The organism is Spirochaetota bacterium, assembly GCA_017999915.1.
Classification (GTDB): Bacteria; Spirochaetota; UBA4802; order UBA4802; family UBA5550; genus RBG-16-49-21.
The window spans coordinates 111,869-131,626 of the sequence record JAGNKX010000013.1; the positions used below are offsets into that span (position 1 = coordinate 111,869).

Genomic DNA, 19,758 nt, shown 5'->3' on the forward strand with positions numbered 1-19,758 from the left:
CTGTAGGGGCACGGCATGCCGTGCCCCTACAGGCCGCATAAAAAATATTATGGCAACATACATTTCAACATTCACCAAGTACGACCGGTTCGCGGACCAGCTCTTCTTTGACCGCTACTGGGACCTCCAGCTCTTCTCGGCCGAGGACGAGGGACGGACCGAGGAACCGACCGAGAAAAAGCTCCGCGAAGCCAGGGAAAAAGGGCAGGTTGCCAAGACCGTCGAGCTGCCCCAGGCCATAACCGTCATTTTCTGCTTCATGGTGATCCTGATATTCGGTTCATGGATCTATGACATCCTGGCCCGCGTCATGAAATACTATCTTTCCTCCTTTTCGCGCCTCAGCATCACCGAGCGCGGCCTCTACCGCCAGTTCATCGGCATCACCTATGAGTCAGGGAAAATCCTTCTCCCGATTTTCGTCGCGGCCATGGTCGCCTCCATCCTGGGGAACATCGTGCAGGTGGGGTTCCAGTTCTCTGCGCATCCCCTCAAGTTCGACTGGAGCAAGATCAAGTTCGATCCCGCCACCATCATGAAGCGTATTTTCTTTTCGAAGCAGGTGGCGATGAACCTGTTTAAATCGATATTCAAGGTCGTGGCCATCGGGTTCGTGGCCTACCTGATCATCATGGCCGACATTGACGATATCCTGAAAACGCCGGACGTTTCCGTGGCCATGGCTCTCAAGATCATCATGATGACCGCTTTCAAGATCATCATCTGGTCGGCGGTCCTGCTTCTGGTCCTCTCGATCCCGGACTACTTCTTCCAGAAGAGGGAGTTCATCGAATCGTTGAAGATGACCAAGGAAGAGATGAAGGAGGAATTGAAGGAGACCGTCGGCGATCCCCATATCAGGGCGCGCCTGCGCGAGATGCAGCGGCAGAACCTGATGCGCGCCATGATGAGCAGGGAGGTGCCGAAGGCGGACGTGGTGGTCACCAATCCCACGCACTTCGCCGTGGCGCTCCAGTACGACCGTTACACGATGCCGGCGCCCACGGTGGTCGCCAAGGGGGAGGACAGCATCGCCCTGAAGATCAGGGAAGTGGCCATGGAGCACGGCATTCCCCTGATCGAGAACCGGCCCCTTGCCCAGGAGATGCACAGGCGCCTGGAGGTCGGCGATATCATCCCGGAAGACCTTTTTTACGCCGTTTCACTGGTGTACGGCGAGATCATACGCAAGTACCCCGAGCGGTACAGGAAGCTGCAGGAGGCTATATAGCAATGAGGTGTCACAATGGCTGAAGCACGGGGCGGCGGATTCGCGGCATTGCTTGACAACACCCAGTGGATGCAGAAGAGCGACATCCTGATGGGCATCGGTATCATCGCCGTCGTGACGATGCTGATCATTCCTCTGCCCACGTTCCTGCTCGACTTTTTCCTGGTCATCAGCATCATGTCGGGCCTGCTGATCCTCATGATCGTCATGTTCATCGGGAGGACCTTCGATTTTTCCATATTCCCATCCCTGCTCCTGATCACCACCGTGTTCCGCCTGGCGCTGAACGTGTCATCGACGCGGCTCATCCTGCTCCAGGGGGCCGCCTTCGACGGCAAGATCATCCGGGCCTTCGGCGAATTCGTCGTGGGGGGGAATTACGTCGTCGGCTTCATCATATTCATCATCCTGGTGGCGGTGCAGTTCATCGTCATCACCAAGGGCGCCACGCGGACGGCCGAGGTCGCGGCGCGGTTCACCCTGGACGCCATGCCGGGCAAGCAGATGAGCATCGACTCAGACCTCTCCAACGGCCTCATCACCGAGGACGAGGCGCGGAAGCGCCGCGAGGAGATCCGGAAAGAGGCCGATTTCTACGGGGCCATGGACGGTGCCTCCAAGTTCGTGCAGGGCGACGTCAAGGTCGCCATCGTCATCACGTTCATCAATATCATCGGCGGGTTCATCATCGGCATGGTCATGCGGGGCGAATCCTTCGACGTCGCCATCAAGACCTACACGCTGCTGACCATCGGCGAAGGCCTGGTGGCGCAGATACCGTCGCTTCTCATCACCACGGCCACCGGTATCATCGTGACCCGCGCCGTGTCCAACGAGAACATGGGGCAGGACCTCGCGGACCAGCTCGGCTCCCAGCCGCGGGCGCTCCTCATCACCGCCGCCACTCTCGGCGTCGCCATCATCATACCGGGGTTCCCGAAACTGGCCCTTCTCATCATCGCCGTCGGCCTCGGCGCCCTCGGCTACGTGCTCATGCAGTCCCAGAGCGAGGAGAAGGAGAAGGTCGAGCGCAAGGAGAAGGAGGCCGCCCTGAAGGATCACCGTCCGGAGGAAGTGACCCAGCTCGTGCAGGTCGATCCCCTCGAGGTGGAGATCGGCTATAACCTGATCCCGCTGGTCGACCCGGAGCAGGGAGGGACCCTCCTCGAGCGGATCACGAACATCAGGCGGCGGAGCGCCCTGGACATGGGCCTCATCGTGCCGCCCATCCGCATCCGCGACAACATGGAGCTCGAGCCCGAGGTCTACTCGATCCTGATCAAGGGCGTCGAAGTCGGACGCGGGATCCTGCAGGTGGACAAGCTGATGGCCATGGACTCGGGCGAGGTGGCGGAGAAGATCGAGGGACAGGAGTTCACCGAGCCGGTCTTCGGCCTCAAGGCCATATGGATCAAGACGGACATCCGCGACATCGCCGAGAGCAGGGGCTACACGGTGGTGGACTGCCCCACCATCATAGCCACGCATCTCACGGAGATAATCAAGCGCCACACGGACGAGATCCTGGGACGCCAGGAGGTGCAGAAGCTCATCGACACCGTGAAGGAGGACTACCCGGCGGTTGTGCGGGAGCTCGTGGAGGACCACAAGATGTCCCTGGGCGAGATACAGAAGGTGCTCCAGGCGCTGCTGCGTGAGCGCGTCTCGATACGGAACATAGTCACCATCCTGGAAACGCTCTCGAGCTACGTGAGCTATTCCAAGGACCCGAGCTTTCTCACCGAGTACGTGCGGATAGGCCTTGCCCGGCAGATAACCAGGGACTACGTGGACAAGACCGGCACGCTGTCGGTCATCACGGTTGATCCTGAAATAGAGACGATCATACGGAATTCGATACACGAGGATCCGATCGAGGGGCCGGTGCTGGCCATGGACCCGACCACGCACCAGACCGTCGTTTCGGCCCTGATGGACGCGTACAAGAGGTCCAAGAACATGGGACACGTGCCGGTGTACCTGGTGTCGCCGCAGATTCGGCGGGTGACCTTCACCCTCCTCGAGCGGGAGATGCCGCTGCCGGTGGTGCTGTCATACAGCGAGATTACGAACGCTGTTAAAGTGGAAGTTGTGGTGTCCGCGCTGCTCAGCAGCGCGGCGTAACATATACAGACGCAGATAATATCCCCCTCCCTTGAAGGGAGGGGTTAGGGGAGGGTGATGGGGTTCACCCCCTCCCGGCCTCCCCCATCAAGGGGGAGGGGAAATATGTAAATAGAATGCTTAAACAGGAGAACGTATCATGAGGTACATTAAAATCCGGGGCAACAATTACAACGAGGTCATGATGAAGCTCAAGATGGAGCATGGCGACGACGCCATTCCGATCAGCCATAAATTCGTGAAAGAAGGGGGGCTCTTCAACTCCAAGTTCTTCGCCAAGGAGGTCGTGGAGCTCACGGCCGCAGTGCAGGAGCGCAAGATGAAGCCGGGCATCCTCGGTGAAAAGAAGAAGAACATCGACTTCACCGTTGACGACGGCGACCGCGGCATAACCGACCTGGGCAAATCAAGGGTGAGCGACATCATCGACCGCCCGCCCGCGGCGGAGGCGCTCCGGAAGGACACTTTCGAGAAGCGGCAGACCGGCTTCACCTTCAACGAGAAGCTGAACGAGGTGTACACCGGCATCGCCGAGCACAAGAAGGCGGCCCCGGCCCCGGAACCGGTGAGGACGCCTCCCCCGGTGGAGCAGGCGGAGCCGGTGATGAAAGCTGAGCCGGAAACGGCACCGGCCGGTGACGTGCGCTTCGAAAAGGAGCTCGATGAGATCAAGCAGGCCATATTCAAGATGACCGCGGGACGGGCTGCCGCCGGCGAAGCCCATGTCGCGGACGAGGCAACGATCCGCCCCTTCCGGCAGGTGCTGAAGAACAACGACTATGACGACGAGCAGTGCTCCGCCATTCTCGCCGAAATGAGGAATTCCATAAGCCGCGAAGACCTGAAGGACAAATACAAGATAGAGAAGAGCCTGAAGGACCTTCTGAAGAGCAAGATCATCACCACCGGCCCGATCAAGTCGGGGAACCGGAAGAAGATCGTCATGTTCGTCGGCCCCACGGGGGTCGGCAAGACGACAACCATGGCCAAGCTCGGGGCCATCAATTCCCTCAGGGAGGGCCATTCCGTGGCCTTTGTCACCATCGATAACTACCGGATAGCGGCCACGGAACAGCTGAAAAAGTACGCGGAGATCATGAATATCCCGATCTACGCGGTCAACAACCAGAAGGAGTTCAAGGACATCGTGGCTTCCGATAAATCCGACATAATCATGGTGGACACCTCGGGCCGGAGCCACAGGAACGATCTCAAGATATCAGAGATCAAGAGCTTCGCCGAATCCGTGGAATATGACTGCGAAAAGATACTCTGCGTGAGCGCCAATACCAAAAAAGGGGACCTGAACGACGTTTTCAGGGCTTTTGACGCCATCCATTTCGACAGCATAATTATTACTAAGGTGGATGAAACTTCTTATATCGGCAATGTGATCGATATTGCCGATAAATATAATAAGCCGATAGCATATTATACAAACGGGCAGGAGGTCCCGAACGATATAGTGATCGCCGACCCCGATAAGATTGTTGACATGATGATCGGCAATATTTATAATTAATCCAGGCAGAAGAGTATAAGGAGGTCCCCCGTGGATCAGGCGGCAAATTTAAGAAGACTGGTGCTCGAGAGCGACGCCAAGAAGCAGAAAAAGACAAGGACAATAGCCATCACCAGCGGCAAGGGCGGCGTCGGCAAAACGAGCGTGGCTGTGAGCCTTTCCATAGCGCTCGCCCGGGGCGGCTCGTCGGTGACGCTTCTGGACGCCGACCTCGGCCTCGCCAACATCAATGTCATCCTGGGCATTATCCCGAAATACAACCTCTACCATGTCATCAAGGGCCAGAAGAAATTGAAGGACATCGTGATCGAGGTCCCGGAGGGGATCAAGATCATCGCCGGCGCTTCCGGCTTCCACCAGCTGGCCAACCTTGACCCGAAGCAGCGCAACGAGTTCATCGGGGCGGTTTCAGAGCTTGACTCGGACGATTACATGGTCGTCGACACGGGCGCCGGCGTTTCCCAGAACGTGCTTTCCTTCGTCATGGCAGCAGATGAGATCGTTGTCGTCACCACGCCGGAGCCGACGGCCATCACCGACGCCTACGGCATCATCAAGTCGATCGCCGCCCAGTCGCCGGACAAGGTGATCAAGATCATCGTGAACCGCGTGCAGTCCGTCGCGGAGGGGAACCGCGTGGCGCAGCGCGTCATCAATATCGCGGGCCAGTTCCTGAACATCAAGGTGGAAAATCTCGGTTTCATCTTTGACGATATATACGTGCCCAAGTCGGTGCGGAACCAGAAGCCGTTTATCGTGAGCTATCCCAAGTCGAAGGCGTCGGGCTGCATCGCCATCATCGCCGACCGCATCGGCAACAGGACCACCGGCCCCGTGAAGGGCTCGGGCCTCGCGTCCTTCTTCAAGAACCTTTTCGTATCCAATGACGACGAGGAGGACGAACAATAGAAAAAGGCTTGATCGGTACGAGTCGATGTGAAACTATAACCCAACCCGGAAGGGGGCACCCGATTACGGTATGGTCAGTTTGGATAAAATAAACCTCGAGTATAAATCTACCGCGCTCTTCGGATTTACCGCCCTTCTGCTGTCTTTCGTCATCGGGCTTCTCGCCGGAGTCCGGTGGAACGTCGTTTTTCTGCGGGCCCTGATCCTTATGGTCGTGTTCGGTGTCATTGGCTTCGGCATCTGCTTTATCCTCAGAAAATACGTTCCCGAAGTGTACGAGCTTGTTTCCTCTCTGGCGATGCTGCGGTCCGCGCCTCAGGATGCGGCCGCTTCAGGAGCCGAAGAACATGGGGAAGCGCCGCCGGATGGGACGGGAGAGGCCGAGGCGCATGATATCGCCGAGGCGGGAACGGAGGCCGGGACGCCGGAAGCATCCGAATTCAGGGAATTTGACAAGGAAGGGCTGGCGCATTTTTCGACCGGGCCAGGCGGGTCCGGCTCGATAAATACCAAGTCGGGCAAGCTGGGCAAGCATATACTGGAATCCGAGAAGATGGCTAAGTATGAGCCGAAGATAATGGCACAGGCGGTGCGGACCATGATGAGCAAGGACAAAGAATAACACCCGGGATTACAGGTATGAATAATAAAAAATTTAACGAGCTGGACGCCGTCGGTGAAGAAAAGCTGTGGGAGAAGTTCATAAAGAACAGCGACCAGGATATACGAGATTATTTCGTCATCAAGTACGCTCCCCTGGTTAAGTACGTTGCCGGCAAGATCTCCATGGGGATGCCGTCGAACATCGAGTTCGACGACCTGGTCTCATACGGCATCTTCGGCCTTCTCGACGCAATCACCAAGTTCGATCCAGCCCGGGGTATAAAATTCAAGACCTACGCCATGACCAGGATCCGCGGGGCCATCTTCGACGAGCTCCGCTCGATAGACTGGATACCCCGCTCCATCCGTCAGAAGGCGAAGCAGGTCGAGCTGGTCATTACCGAGCTCGAGAACAAGCTGGGCCGCACCGTCGAGGACGAGGAGATCGCCCGGGAGCTCGGTGTATCCACCGACGAGTTCCAGTCCATATTGTCGAAACTGTCCGGCACGTCGATGCTTTCGCTGAACGATATATGGTATCTCGGCGACGACAGCGACGAGCTCTCCATCCTGGAGACCCTGGAAGCGCCGGAGAACATGAATCCCGATATTTTAATTGAAAAGCAGGAAATCCGAGATTATATTATAGATGCGATCAAGAAGCTCCCGGACAAGGAGAAGAAGGTCATCGTTCTCTACTACTACGAGGATCTCACTCTGAAAGAGATCGGCGATGTGCTGGAAGTCACGGAGAGCAGGGTTTCCCAGCTCCATACCAAAGCTATCATGAGGCTGAGGGGCCGGCTCGGGCGAATCAAACAGAACATCGTGGGGTAAAGCGGTGATGCCATTCACCGTTGACGCATAATACCGGTTCGTTCCGGGGCAGGGCTGATACCGAGGTTTCGATGGCGAACATCAAAGATCTATTCAATCGCCTGGACGTATCCGACCACGTTGATGAAAACGCGGTGGAGGTCTATGCCGATTCGGTGGCGCAGGCGCTGGAGCTGGCGTCCAAGGACCTGGGTATAGACGTGACCCTCCTCGATTACCAGATCCTTGAAAAGGGAACAAGGGGCCTGCTGGGCATCGGCCGGCTCCCCTACCGGGTGCTGGTGGTTCCCCTGGTGGGGAGAGAGGAACACGCCGAGCTGACCGCACTGGAACAGAAGCTCACCCGGGAAAACGTCATTCGCGGCGCCTCGATGAAGGCGAATACCGACGGTTCCTTCAAGGTCCGCGTCACGAAATCCGGCATCTGGCTCACCGTGAACCCGCCCAAGGGAAACGGCCACAAGGTCACCCTCGATGAAGTGAATAACAAGCTCTATGCGATGAAGATCGGCACCGAGGACCCGAAGATCGCCAGGGAAGTCGACAAGGCGGCGGGCAAGCCGGTGAAGATCGGATCGTGGTCGGCCAACCCGCAGTTTGACGGCACTATGAACGTTGAAATGGCCGAGGACGAAATGAGGGTCTTCATACATTTCTCCCCGCCCCGCTATTCCGGCAGGCACATCGAGTATGACGAGGTCATCGACGCGATGAAGAAGGCCGGCGTGAAGATCGGCATTCGTGAAAAGGAGATAGAGAATTACCTGGAGGAGATGGATTATTCCAGGCCGCTCCTCGCGGCCGAGGGCACCAGGATGGTCAACGGCAGGGACGCCTATGTCGAATACAAGGTGCGGGTCGATAGCAAGAACATATCCTTTGAAGAGGACGAGCAGGGCAAGGTCGATTTCCGCAACCTCGAGCTCCTGGAGAACGTCGTGGTGGGACAGCTCCTGGCGGTGAAGGTCCCGGCCGAGCCGGGCGTCCAGGGCCGCACGGTCACCAACCGCCTCATGCCGCCCAAGCCCGGCAAGGACGTGAAGATCCAGCACGGCAAGGGCACCATCCTTTCCGAGGACGGGACGGAGCTCACCGCGGAGATCAACGGCCAGGTGACGTTCAAGGCCGGGCGCATCAGCGTCGAGCCGATATACGTGGTCAACGGCGACGTGTCCCTTGAAACCGGCAATATCGTGTTCCTCGGTTCGGTCATCATCGCCGGCAGCGTGCAGGACAATTTTGAAGTGAAGGCGGCGGGCAATATCGAGGTGCGGGGAACGGTGCAGAAGGCCTTTCTCGAGGCCGAGGGCGATATCATCGTGTTCCAGGGCATCACCGGCCGCGACGAGGCGAAGATCGAATCGACGGGAGGCACCGTCTTCGCCAAGTTCATCCAGAATTCCACCGTGTTCGCCGAGAACGACGTTATCGTCCCCGAAGGCATCATGCACTCGAACGTGGACGCCGGCGGCAGGATCATCTCCATCGGGAAGCGCGCGCGGATCATCGGAGGCGTCATCCGGGCCGGCAACGAGGTGAACGCCCGGTTCCTCGGCACGGACGTTTCCACCAGGACCGAGATCCGCGTGGGGATACATCCGAAGGTGCTGCAGCAGCTTTCCGATCTCTCGTCGATGAAAACCAAGATAGAGGAAGAACAGACCCAGCTCAAGCTCAATATCAGGACCCTGGACACACAGAAGAGGAACGCCGGCAGCAAGTTCCCCAAGGACAAGGAAAAGCTTTTAAAGGATCTCAACGCGCGGGACGCCAAGCTGACCGAGCGGATGGAAGAGATCAAGGGCGAGCTGGAAGAGGTGAATTCGTACATCGGCATGATCGAACACAAGGGCAAGGTATGCGCCGAGCGGACGGCCCATGGCGGTGTCGAGATCTATATCAAGGACACGAGCTTTATCATGAAGGATCCCTACAATCACGTGAAATTTTCCCTTGAGGGCGACCAGATCCGCATCGGCGAGTATGAGGCGCCCGAGGGTGTAGAGGGCAGGATGATCATTTCGAGAAGGAGAAGATGAGGTCGGTGTCATGGCAATCAGGCCCATAGATATGCAGACCAACATGTCGCAGGTCACCGAGGTCGGAAAGGACGCCCAGGCCCGCATGGACGCCGTCGTGGGCCAGCAGCACGGCCTCGAAAAGGAGTCCGGCGAAAAGGCGCGCCTGGTGAACACGAAGCTCGACGAGGCGAAGAAAGGGGAGAGCGCCACCATCCGCGACCAGCAGAAAAAGGGGGAGCGGAGGAACGAGGGCAACCCCGGGGGGGAGGCCGGCGAGGAGAAAAAAAAGGCGCGCACCGGCAGAAGCAAAGACTCGCGGATGGGGAATATCATAGACATTTTGAAATAAATTTTTTTATTTTTTTATGAGACATAATCATTACGCCGGTCACAACAAGGAAGGCGCGGTTACGCAACCGCGCCTTCGCCAGACATTACCGTAAGGACATCGTTATGCAATTCGTCTTCTTGCTTTTATTTAACGTCTTTCTCGGCGCGGTCCTGTACCTCGTCATAAGCCTGAAGCTGGAGCGCTCCGCCACCGAATTCAGGGAGCGGCGGTTCCGCAAGGAAATGGATGAGATCATCAAGGAATTCAACGTCACCGCGGAACGGAATATCTCGCTGCTGGAAAACAGGATCAGGGCGCTCAGGCTCTTGCTTGAAAAATCAGGAGATATCAGGTCCCTCGACGTAACCCTCGATGAGGCGGGAATTGACGGGGATGGCGCCGGATCCCCGGGAGCCGTCCCCGCGGGGCACGTCCTGGAAAATTCCCCCGACGCCCCTGATCGGCCGCACCGGGCCATGCCCCGTGGCGAAGGCGGCGGAGGCGAGCTGATAAAAAAAGGCTTGCTATTAATGTTCGATAAAATTATTAATAGATTGCCGGTAAAAAAGAACGCCCTCTACGAAATGGATGACGCTGGAGCCGACATGGAAATGCCCGGTGACTTTGAAAGGGCTGAAACGGCGCCGGTTTCGAGTTTCGCGCCGGAGAGGAACGGCGCCATCATCGAAAAGGACTTGACCCGTGCGATGGAGGCGGTAAGAACGCCGGCCAGGGAAAGGCGCCCGTCCCTCACGGAAGAGGAGATCGTTGAAATCGTGGCTTCATCCGATGACCGGTACAAGCTGGTTTCGCTCCTTTTTGAGGGCGGATGCGCGGTAGAGGATATATCCCGGTATTCCGGCATCCCGGCGGGGGAAGTCAGGCTGGTCCTTAACTTGAATAGCAGCAGGGAGTCGACCGGCATGTAGGGGCATACACCCTGTTCGGGACCCGGTGCCGGGGAGCGTCGAACGATATTACAGCATACAGTTCTTGCATATGGCCAATGATAACAGCAACATATTTCGCAGCGAATTCGGGATCGAACCCGCCATCAAGCGGCTCTCCGAAGAGGAATTCAACAGGTTCGCCCAGCTCATCTACAATGAAAGCGGGATTTTCCTGAAAGACACCAAGATCACCCTGCTGTCGAACAGGCTGCGGAAACGTCTCCAGGCCCTCAATATCGCCGAGTTTTCCGAGTATTACAACTATCTCCAGTCGCTGAACCCGAAGGAAAAATCGATCGAATACGAGAAGATGCTGGACGTCGTTTCCACCAATGAAACGTACTTTTTCAGGAACGAGCGGCATTTCGAGGCGCTGACCCATGAATGCCTGCCGATAATAGCCAGGACCAAGCATAACAAAAAACTCAGGATATGGAGCTCCGCCTGTTCAACCGGCGAGGAGCCCTATACGATCGCCATATGCGTCAAGGAGAACATGCACCTCTTTCCCGGATGGGACATAGAGATCCTCGCCACCGACATCGCCCCCTCGGTCCTTGAATTCGCCAATGTCGCCGAGTATTCCGGCAGAAGAATAGAGAAGGTGCCCCCCGAATTCCTGAAAAAGTATTTTACGCCGAAGAAGGACGACAAGCAGACCTATATCGTCAATGACGACGTGAAAAAGCTGGTGAAGTTTTACTATCACAACTTTTTTAAGAGCGCGTTTCCAAAAGATATTGACATTATTTTTTGCAGAAACGTAATGATCTACTTTGACAAAAAGCACCAGACGGAGCTGGTCGCCAAGTTTTACCAGTCCATACTGGATCACGGGTATCTGTTCATCGGCCATTCGGAAACGCTGCATTCGATCTCGGAAGATTTCAGCTATAAAAAAATAATGGAAGCGCCTGTGTACGTGCCGAATCCCAGGAGTTAATCAATGGATTTTCATCTGATCAATGTCGGCATCGCCGATTATTCCGTTTCAGCATCCCCCGACATACTCAGGACGATCCTGGGTTCCTGCGTGGGGATCTGTCTCTATGATTCGACGGTGAAAATCGGCGGCATGTGCCATATCATGCTGCCATCGATGAAGGAGCAGAACAGCTCGGCGAAAAAATACGCCGATACGGCCATACCCATGATGGTCGACGAAATGAAGGACAGGGGCGCCGAAACCGGCAGGATCATGGCCAAGATAGTTGGCGGGGCGCGGATGTTCAATGTCTCCGAGAACAGCATGATGGGCGAGATCGGCAATAACAATATAGCAAAGGTGAAGGAAGTTCTGGGCGGGCTGGCCATCAGCATCGTCTCCGAGGATACCGGCGGGAATTACGGGCGCACCATCGATTTTTATCTCGAATCCGGCATGGTCAAGATCAGGTCCATGGGCAAGGAAGAGAAGATTATATAGGGATCGGCGGGGTTGCCCGGCTTGCCTCCTATTACCAGTGATAATCAGCTACACCGGCAGGTAATGATTCATGGAAAGTATGACAGGCTACGCGTTTCTTGAAAAAAGCACCGAGCAGTTTTCGTACTCGGTCGAGCTGAAGTCGCTCAATTCGCGGTACCTTGAGATTTACGTCAATGTCCCGAAGATCATAAAGAACGAGGAGAACGAGCTCCATAACCTCCTGAAGCGGCGCTTCGGCAGGGGAAAGCTCGAGCTGAATATCGATATCTTCGACTGGGTCGTCACCAAGCCCATAACCATCAATGCGGCGATGATCAAGAAATATTACCGGGAACTGCGCCACGTTCAGAAGGAGCTGGGAATAACCGACCAGCTTAACTTTGAATCGGTGCTGTCCCTCGACGGGATCAGCCAGCGCGACCGTTCGGCCATATCGCGGACCTCGCGCGGCGATATTTACGGCACCATCAACCGCGTCATCGACAAGGCCCTCGAGATGAGGGGCAAGGAGGGCGCGGCCATAAAAAAGGACCTGGTGAAGCTTGTCTCGGAGATAGGCGGCCGCGTCAGCGCGATAAAAGCCGCGGCGAAGAACTCGGTGAAGGACAAGAAGGAGGCGCTCTCGAAAAGGATCGAAAACGCCGCCGGCTCGAAGGTCGAGGACATACGCCTTTACACTGAGATCGCCATTCTGGCCGACAAGCTCGACATCAACGAGGAGATCATCCGCTTCAAGGACCATATCAATAAATTCAACGCCCTCATGAAGGGGGGCGACCAGATCGGCAAGAAGCTCGATTTTCTCGCCCAGGAGATGTTCCGCGAGGTAAACACCATCGGCTCGAAATCTAACAACTCCGAGATAGCCCACATGGTCGTGGATATCAAGAATCATATTGAAATGATCCGGGAGCACTGCAGGAACGTGGTATGAAAACAACACTCATCAATATCGGTTTCGGCAACGCCGTGGTCGCCGAGCGCGTCATCGTCGTCATAACGCCGGCATCGGCGTCGGGAAAGCGGCTCCGCGAGGAAGCGAAGGAAAACAATCTCCTTATCGACGCCACCCACGGCAGGAAAACGAGGGCGATCATCATCATGGACAGCAACCATGTCATTCTCTCCGCGATGCAGCCGGAAACCATCGCAAACAGGCTGATGAACCTTGAAAGCGAATAATCCGTCGATCGTCATAAGCGCTCCCTCGGGGGCGGGAAAAACCACACTGATCAACAGGCTCCTGTCGTCCGATGACCGGCTCACGTTCTCGGTTTCCACCACGACACGGCCGCGGCGCAGCAATGAAACGGACGGGAAAAGCTACTATTTTATAGCGGAAGACGCGTTCAGGGGGATGGTCGATCGTGACGAATTCATTGAATGGGCCCGTGTGCACGGTAATTGCTATGGAACTTCAAAAAAAGAGATTGACAGAATTTGTTGTATTGGAAAAATCCCGATATTCGACGTGGATGTCCAGGGTGCCAAGACCCTGAAAGGCAGGCTGGACAGCGCGGTTTACATTTTTATAGTGCCTCCCTCCCGGGAGGTGCTTGAATCGAGGCTGCGAAACCGGAAGACAGATTCAGAAGAGCAGATACAGATACGGCTGCGCAACGCTATCAGGGAAATGGAGGAATACGCGCAGTACGATTACATAGTAATCAATGACGATCTCGACGTCGCTCTGAATGAACTCCGTTCTATTGTAACCGCTGAATTATGCAAAGCAGAATATGTGAATCATATAATTATTGAAATGCTGGAGGAGTGCAGTGATAATTCCGATCGATAAATTGCTGACGTATAACAAGAACAAATATATATTTTCGCGGGCCATAATGGAGGCCGTGGAAAAAATCGGCAACATGAAGGCCTTTCCCGAGGACGAAACCAAGTGGAAGGTCGTTCCCAACATCCTGAAATTGATGCTGAATAACGACATCAAGTTCATCCATAACGAGGAAGCTGAAAAGGAACAGTAGCTATTACCGTCGCTCAGGAACATATCCGGTATGCGGTCCTGGTGGGGCCTACGGCGGTCGGCAAGACCGGGGTATCCCTGGCGGTGGCCGGAGATGAATTCGAGATAATATCTGCGGATTCGGTTCAGGTGTACCGGTATCTCGATATCGGAAGCGGCAAGCCGGACCGCGCCGACCGCGAGCGGGTTCCGCATCACGTGATAGATTGCGTCGAGCCGGATGTTCCCTTTACGGCCGGCGATTTTTGCAGGGAGGCGAGGAAGGCGGTCGACACGATCGTTTCCCGCGGCATGAAGCCGCTGATCGTCGGGGGAACGGGCCTCTACATTGATTCGTATTTCCAGGGCCTGTCGGAAATTCCGGAAATTCCGCCGGACGTGCGCGAGGCCGTTAGAAGAGAGGCTGAAGAACGGGGTCTGCAGGCCCTGCACGATGAATTGGTGAGGGTCGATCCGGCTTTCGGAACGCGGATTCATCCCAATGACAGGCAGCGGATCACCAGGGGCCTGGAGGTGTACCGGGGAACCGGGATGCCCCTGTCGAGCTATTACGGCAGCAAGTGCCGGTACGGATCGGACGATACGCTCTTCATCGGTCTCACTGCCGACAGGGCCGAGCTGCAGAAAAGGATCGACGATCGCGTCGACTCCATGATGGAGCGGGGTCTCGTGGAGGAAGTCCGTTCCCTCAGGGAGCGCGGGTTCGGTCCCGGCCTCAAGTCGATGAAGTCGATCGGCTACGCGGAGATCAACGGCTACATCGACGGCGCCATGGGCCTCGGCGAGGCGGTCGGATCGATCAAGACGGCCACCAGGCAGTACGCGAAGCGCCAGATGACGTGGTTCGGCAGGAACGGGCGGATCAGATGGTTCGGTCCCGGGGAAATATCGAAGGTCGAGGAGCTGCTGCGGCGATGGCTGCGCGGCGAAGAAATATAAAAAAAAGAACAGGAAAAGGTTAACCACATGGCAGTACAATACAACAACCTGCAGGATCATTTTTTGAATACGGCAAGAAAAGAGAAGATCGACATCAACATTTTTCTCGTCAACGGCGTGCCGATCAAGGGTAAAGTGTTGAGTTTTGATAATTTTACCATACTCATGGAAGTTGAAAAAAGGCAGAACCTCATATACAAGCACGCGGTTTCCACCATGGTGCCCATGCGGCCGATTCCCTACAAGGAAGAAGAAGCGAAATAAACGGAATGGTCTGACCCGATGAAAAATTTTGTACAGAAAACCATCGCAGTTCTGCTTGTCGCCGGCATCGCCTATATCCTCTTCTTTTCAGTGGAGAAAATCGATCCCGGCAGGATATGCGTCGTCAAGGACCTGCGGAGCAAAACGATAATACGCGTCGTCCGGCCCATCGCGGGAGACTATGCCTTCGCATGGCAGGGGGCGCTTCCCTGGTGGTTCCTCCTGTCGGATATGCCGGCGCAGAGGACCGCATCCATCAAGATAAAGATCGCCTTTCCTGAATTGAGCTTTTTGAAGGGCGATTATTATCATCTGTGGGTCCCCCTGAAGGTGGCGTACCGGATCAGCGGAGATACCTTCAGCGATTCGTCGAAGCTGGGAAACAACGGCCGCGACCTGGACGAGCAGGTGGGAAAATACTTCCAGGACGAGCTCCAGAGGGAGATGGCTCCCTATCTGTCCCCGGCTTACCAGCGCGAAGCCCTGGCCGCGCAGATCGAGCCGATCCTGGCGCGGGCCCTGAAGGGCCTGGAGCCCCAGTGCAAGATCCTGGGCGTCGAAATAAAGAGCGCCGCACTGGGTGGGAATCTCCTCCTGCCGGACAAGGCGCTATACAACGAAGGCCTCGCTCACGCGGCCGATCTCCGGAAGATGGAGCGGGCCAGGGAAATGGACCTTATCGGCGTGCGGGGGACCCTGGAGCGCGAAAGGATGAAAAACGAGCAAATGTTCGCCGACCTGATGAAAATATCGAAGATTATTAGCGCCAATCCCGACATTTTGAAATATATTTATATTGACAAATTAGGGGGCAATGTAAACGTGATACTCTCGTCGGACAGTTCGGGAGTTCCGCGCATGCTGGAAAATTCCGCGAAGCCGGCGAAGGGAAAGCCTCGGGAGATTGATAATCTCAGGTAGCGGTTTCGCCTGAATATTGTGCATAGATATCATTTTATAAATCACACACGGAGTGAACGAAGGAGCTGCTTATGCCCTGTGGGAGAAAGAAAAAAAGAAAAAAAATAGCTAATCACAAACGGAAAAAGCGCAGAAGGGCTAACCGTCATAAAAAGAAGCTATAAGGTGAATTGAAAGGAGATTGGCTTGAGCATGATGGCCAATCTCTTTTAATTTTACAGGTATCGCATGTTAAAGAAAAAAGCCTCGAACATTGTTCTTGATACCGCACAGCACACATGGAAAAAACGGCCCTCGGAGATACGCGGCTATCAAAGGACCTTTTATATAACCTCCGAGGACGGGGATTATATCCGTGTCGATTATAATCTCAAGGACAAGCGCGTCCGGCTCTATTTTGAGGTGGATGCGGAAGGCGGAAACGCCTACTATTCGGTCATTTCCGACGGCAAGATAAGCGCTGAAAGAAGCGTGTCATCCGGCAGGAGCATGGGTTTTTCAGACAAGTTCCGCGAACGGGCCCCGATTTTCTCCACCCTCCCCAATAACCAGGTCCTGAAACTGATTAACCGCAACTATGGCATCCAGAGGGGGAGGGTCGCTGACAAGGAGAAGCCCGTTGATGAAGCGAAGGAAAAGCTTATCAAGGAAACGAAGCAGCGCTATTTCAAGCCTGAATTCATCCAGGATGGCGAGGAAGGCGGATCAGGAGCCGGGGCGCTTTTTAAAACCCTCGGCATCGTCGATCTCATCGACTTTATGATCGGCCTTCTTCTTTCCGGATCGGTTTTTGTCTTTTTCAGGTACAGCTACATGGCCATGGGGGTAACAGCGGCTTTTTTCGGGATCATCATCGGCTTTGTGGACATGTTTTTCCGCGACCGCTCCCCTGTTTTCCTGAAGGTGGTTTTTTTCCTGGTATCCGGCGCCGCGCTGTATATTTACGGGTATTTCATGTAGGATGGCCTGCCAACCTCATAAATGGCGTTTCTAGAATTAAATAGTAATAATTTTTACTATTACTACCTCACCCCCGGCCCCTCTCCATTACATGGAGAGGGGGGCAGGAATAAGGTCATTAATTTGAAACCCTCTCCTAATTATAGGAGAGGGTGCGCAGAGCGCGGGTGAGGTAAATACCGTCACGTAGGGGCCTTGGTACTTGAAAAACATCATTAATACTTATTTTATACTTGAAAAGAATATTTGATTAATTACAGTAGTTCCGGCGGCTTATAATTCCGAAACGGGAGCGTTCCGCGCCCGGAAATTAAAACCGTAGCAGATGTTTCGCCTCTAAGGGCGACAGCCGGAGTATGACGGTATAACACTATTTAAACGGTTATTACATATGGAAAAAAAAGAAAACTACTTTTCCTCCCTTCAGATCGTCTGTTTTAAGATCGGGAACGAGGAATACGGCATCGACATACTCCAGGTGCAGGAAATTCTGAAACTCCCGAAAGTCACCAAGCTTCCCAAGTCCAAGGCCTATATCATGGGGGTCATCGACCTGAGGGGAAAGGTGCTCCCCATCGTCGATCTGAGCAAGCGCTTCAGCATAGAGTCCAACAGGCTTACCGAGAACAGCAGGGCTATCGTCGTCACCATCGGCGGCAAGAAGGTGGGCCTGGGCATCGATTCGGTCAGCCATGTCATAAAGGTAAACTCCAACGACATCGAGCCGCCGCCCCCGGTGGTGCGGGGCATCTCCGGCAAGTACATCGTGGGAATAGCGAAAGTGGAAGACGGCTTTGTCGTTGTCCTCGATATCTCCCAGCTCTTTTCAGCCGAGGAGCTGGGCACCATCTAGGCCGCATCAGTACGCGGCGATAAGAATCGTCTCAATCTCATTGGTATTGACGTCCCGGGGCGTATTCGCCAGGAAGGGGTAGGTGACCGCCAGGTCGGCTATTTCCTTGAACAGCGATTTCGATATGTCGTAGCTCGACAGCCGCTGGGGAATGTCGATATCGGATTCCAGCTTCCGTATAGCCTCGACGGCCTTGATGGCCGCCTCGATGACCGTGATCTCCCGCACGTCCTCGCCCATGACCTTCGACATCTGCACGTATTTGCCCGGCGACGAGGTGAGGTTGAACTCCATGATGTGGGGGAGTATGATGCTCATGGCGCTTTCTATGTCGAGGCCCGTCTTGGACACCAGTGCCAGCGATATGGCGAGGGTGATGGACAGAAACGAGACAGCGAAGGCGATGCCGGTCATGACCGATGACGTCGAGATCGCCATCCGGGGCGCGCTGTTCTGCGATTCCCGGTACGCAAGGGGAATATTCCGGAAGAGCATGTCGATCGATTTCAGCGCATAGGTGTTGATGATGTCGTTGTTCTTTTTCGAAATGACCGACTCCGCCGCGATGGCCAGGGTGCTGATGCCGCTTTTCAATATCTTTTCCTCGGGGCAGTGCATCGTTATCAGCGGATCGACGATGGTCGCTTCGGGATACAGGTCCGGATTGTGGTAGATTTTCTTGGTAAGGTCGTGTATCTCCTCGAGGTAAAAGAGGGGCGCGATCTCAAATCCGAACATCGGGCTCCCGGGGATGGTGATGAAGTTCATCGGCTTGCGGATCAGCTTCGGGTTTGCGAAGAGATCATGGCAGAAATAGTAGTTGGTGGCAAGGATCGTCAGGGCCTTGGCCGCGTTGATCGAATCGACGCTTCCGAACCCTATGATCAGGTCGCAGTTCGTTTTCTTGATGTAGGCGGCGGCCGTGTCGATCTCCTCGGTGTTAGGCGGCGAGGTGATCTCATCGTAGACGATGCACCCGATATCCGCGTCCTTCAGCTGACGGGAGATCATCTCTATGACGGAGCCGTAGGTTTCGAGGTCGTTCGCGGTGGTCACCAGGATCGCGCGGGTGCCGAAGCGGGACACGAGCTTCCCGATATCTTTCATGATATCCTGCCTGATATAGATCTGGCTGGGGAGGTGGAAATCTGGCCTTAGTTCAGTCGTCACCGATGATGCCGCCTTTTCCGTGCTTGAGATCGTCCCGCGGCGGCGGGGACCTCTACCTGATTATTTGCATAAAAAAAGCGGACATATTGATAGTATCTCCGCTTCTTGCCGCTTCATGAAAAAATAAATCCGGTTTATTTTCGTACCAGGAAATTTGCTATCCTGTCTGCGACCATCTCCAGAACTTCCGGTTTATCAAAATTATACGTGCCGTTGGCGATCTGCGCCTTTATTTCCTTTACGCGCTCTACCCTGATGTCCGGGGTATCCTTGACAATCTGGCCCAGCTTGGAGACTTCCGCGGCGCTTTTTGCTTCAGTCGAGATTTGGACCGAGTCATTTTTCTTGACTTCTTTCGCGCCCTTTACCGGACTCGATTTCTTCGGTTCAATGATGTTGTTTATGTTACCTATTTTATCGATGACCATTTTGATAACCCTTGTTTAATCTACTAATAGTATCGGCAAAATTTGTCAATTCTTTAATAAAAATGATAAAAACCAGCCATAAAATTTACCGATCTATACAAATTGTAATATTGCCCATATATTTGATCGTTATACGCCTGATTTTATGGACCTCCGGTGAAATCTATTTACCTCCCATCTCGAACCTGTTGCTCTGACACTGTATCGCCTGTTATAAGTATAACAAAATCAATGACATTTTTCAAGATTTATTCAGATAATGCGAGGAGAGGAAGGACG

Annotated in this window: 22 protein-coding genes; 20 read left to right on the plus strand and 2 right to left on the minus strand. The window is 54.8% G+C overall.

The features are described 5' to 3' along the window. Positions 1–49 precede the first annotated feature (49 nt). The 20 genes from flhB to KA369_18125 all read left to right on the plus strand — a co-directional run bounded on the left by flhB (position 50) and on the right by KA369_18125 (position 17,881). Complete coding sequence (gene flhB / locus KA369_18030; protein ID MBP7737883.1) at positions 50–1,231, plus strand: flagellar biosynthesis protein FlhB; 1,182 nt, start codon at positions 50–52, stop codon at positions 1,229–1,231. Positions 1,232–1,246: 15 nt separating this feature from the next. Further along, entirely contained in the window at positions 1,247–3,355 is a 2,109-nt protein-coding gene (gene flhA, locus KA369_18035) for a flagellar biosynthesis protein FlhA (protein ID MBP7737884.1), read from the plus strand. A 139-nt stretch (positions 3,356–3,494) separates the two neighbouring features. Beyond that, complete coding sequence (gene flhF / locus KA369_18040; GenBank protein MBP7737885.1) at positions 3,495–4,877, plus strand: flagellar biosynthesis protein FlhF; 1,383 nt, start codon at positions 3,495–3,497, stop codon at positions 4,875–4,877. A gap of 30 nt (positions 4,878–4,907) precedes the next feature. Next, positions 4,908–5,786 (plus strand): MinD/ParA family protein, encoded by an 879-nt coding sequence (locus KA369_18045; GenBank protein MBP7737886.1) that lies wholly within the window; start codon positions 4,908–4,910, stop codon positions 5,784–5,786. A gap of 70 nt (positions 5,787–5,856) precedes the next feature. After that, on the plus strand, positions 5,857–6,408 hold the full coding sequence (locus KA369_18050; protein ID MBP7737887.1) for a hypothetical protein: 552 nt from the start codon (positions 5,857–5,859) through the stop codon (positions 6,406–6,408). Between the two features lie 17 nt (positions 6,409–6,425). Beyond that, complete coding sequence (whiG, locus tag KA369_18055) at positions 6,426–7,226, plus strand: RNA polymerase sigma factor WhiG (protein ID MBP7737888.1); 801 nt, start codon at positions 6,426–6,428, stop codon at positions 7,224–7,226. A 71-nt stretch (positions 7,227–7,297) separates the two neighbouring features. Beyond that, entirely contained in the window at positions 7,298–9,265 is a 1,968-nt protein-coding gene (locus KA369_18060; GenBank protein MBP7737889.1) for a FapA family protein, read from the plus strand. 10 nt (positions 9,266–9,275) lie between these two features. Beyond that, the gene (locus tag KA369_18065; protein MBP7737890.1) at positions 9,276–9,596 is read left to right on the plus strand and encodes a hypothetical protein; all 321 of its coding nucleotides are present in this window, start codon (positions 9,276–9,278) and stop codon (positions 9,594–9,596) included. Between the two features lie 104 nt (positions 9,597–9,700). Beyond that, entirely contained in the window at positions 9,701–10,507 is an 807-nt protein-coding gene (locus tag KA369_18070; protein MBP7737891.1) for a hypothetical protein, read from the plus strand. Between the two features lie 70 nt (positions 10,508–10,577). Next, entirely contained in the window at positions 10,578–11,471 is an 894-nt protein-coding gene (locus KA369_18075) for a protein-glutamate O-methyltransferase (GenBank protein ID MBP7737892.1), read from the plus strand. A gap of 3 nt (positions 11,472–11,474) precedes the next feature. Next, positions 11,475–11,954, plus strand: a complete 480-nt coding sequence (locus tag KA369_18080) for a chemotaxis protein CheD (protein MBP7737893.1) — start codon at positions 11,475–11,477, stop codon at positions 11,952–11,954. A gap of 70 nt (positions 11,955–12,024) precedes the next feature. Further along, a complete protein-coding gene (locus tag KA369_18085; protein ID MBP7737894.1) occupies positions 12,025–12,891 on the plus strand; it encodes a YicC family protein in 867 nt (288 codons plus the stop codon). Then, positions 12,888–13,139, plus strand: coding sequence for a DUF370 domain-containing protein (locus KA369_18090; protein ID MBP7737895.1), 252 nt, complete (start codon positions 12,888–12,890; stop codon positions 13,137–13,139). Before KA369_18085 ends, KA369_18090 begins: the two co-directional genes overlap by 4 nt. After that, a complete protein-coding gene (gene gmk, locus KA369_18095) occupies positions 13,126–13,755 on the plus strand; it encodes a guanylate kinase (GenBank protein MBP7737896.1) in 630 nt (209 codons plus the stop codon). Before KA369_18090 ends, gmk begins: the two co-directional genes overlap by 14 nt. Then, on the plus strand, positions 13,736–13,945 hold the full coding sequence (locus KA369_18100) for a hypothetical protein (GenBank protein ID MBP7737897.1): 210 nt from the start codon (positions 13,736–13,738) through the stop codon (positions 13,943–13,945). The genes gmk and KA369_18100 overlap by 20 nt, the downstream gene beginning before the upstream one ends. A 41-nt stretch (positions 13,946–13,986) precedes the next feature. Beyond that, positions 13,987–14,883, plus strand: coding sequence for a tRNA (adenosine(37)-N6)-dimethylallyltransferase MiaA (gene miaA, locus KA369_18105; protein MBP7737898.1), 897 nt, complete (start codon positions 13,987–13,989; stop codon positions 14,881–14,883). 27 nt (positions 14,884–14,910) lie between these two features. Next, entirely contained in the window at positions 14,911–15,147 is a 237-nt protein-coding gene (gene hfq, locus KA369_18110; GenBank protein ID MBP7737899.1) for an RNA chaperone Hfq, read from the plus strand. Positions 15,148–15,165: 18 nt separating this feature from the next. Then, positions 15,166–16,068 carry a hypothetical protein gene (locus KA369_18115; GenBank protein MBP7737900.1) on the plus strand — a complete coding sequence of 301 codons (903 nt, stop codon included), beginning with the start codon at positions 15,166–15,168 and terminating at the stop codon, positions 16,066–16,068. Positions 16,069–16,296: 228 nt separating this feature from the next. Further along, positions 16,297–17,028, plus strand: coding sequence for a hypothetical protein (locus KA369_18120; GenBank protein MBP7737901.1), 732 nt, complete (start codon positions 16,297–16,299; stop codon positions 17,026–17,028). A gap of 391 nt (positions 17,029–17,419) precedes the next feature. Then, positions 17,420–17,881: a purine-binding chemotaxis protein CheW gene (locus tag KA369_18125; GenBank protein ID MBP7737902.1), complete on the plus strand. Its 462-nt coding sequence runs from the start codon at positions 17,420–17,422 to the stop codon at positions 17,879–17,881. A 6-nt stretch (positions 17,882–17,887) separates the two neighbouring features. Here KA369_18125 and KA369_18130 read toward each other — a convergent pair whose 3' ends face one another. Continuing rightward, entirely contained in the window at positions 17,888–18,988 is a 1,101-nt protein-coding gene (locus KA369_18130; GenBank protein MBP7737903.1) for an iron-containing alcohol dehydrogenase, read from the minus strand. A gap of 197 nt (positions 18,989–19,185) precedes the next feature. Further along, positions 19,186–19,479 (minus strand): flagellar biosynthesis anti-sigma factor FlgM, encoded by a 294-nt coding sequence (gene flgM / locus KA369_18135; protein MBP7737904.1) that lies wholly within the window; start codon positions 19,477–19,479, stop codon positions 19,186–19,188. Positions 19,480–19,758 lie beyond the last annotated feature (279 nt).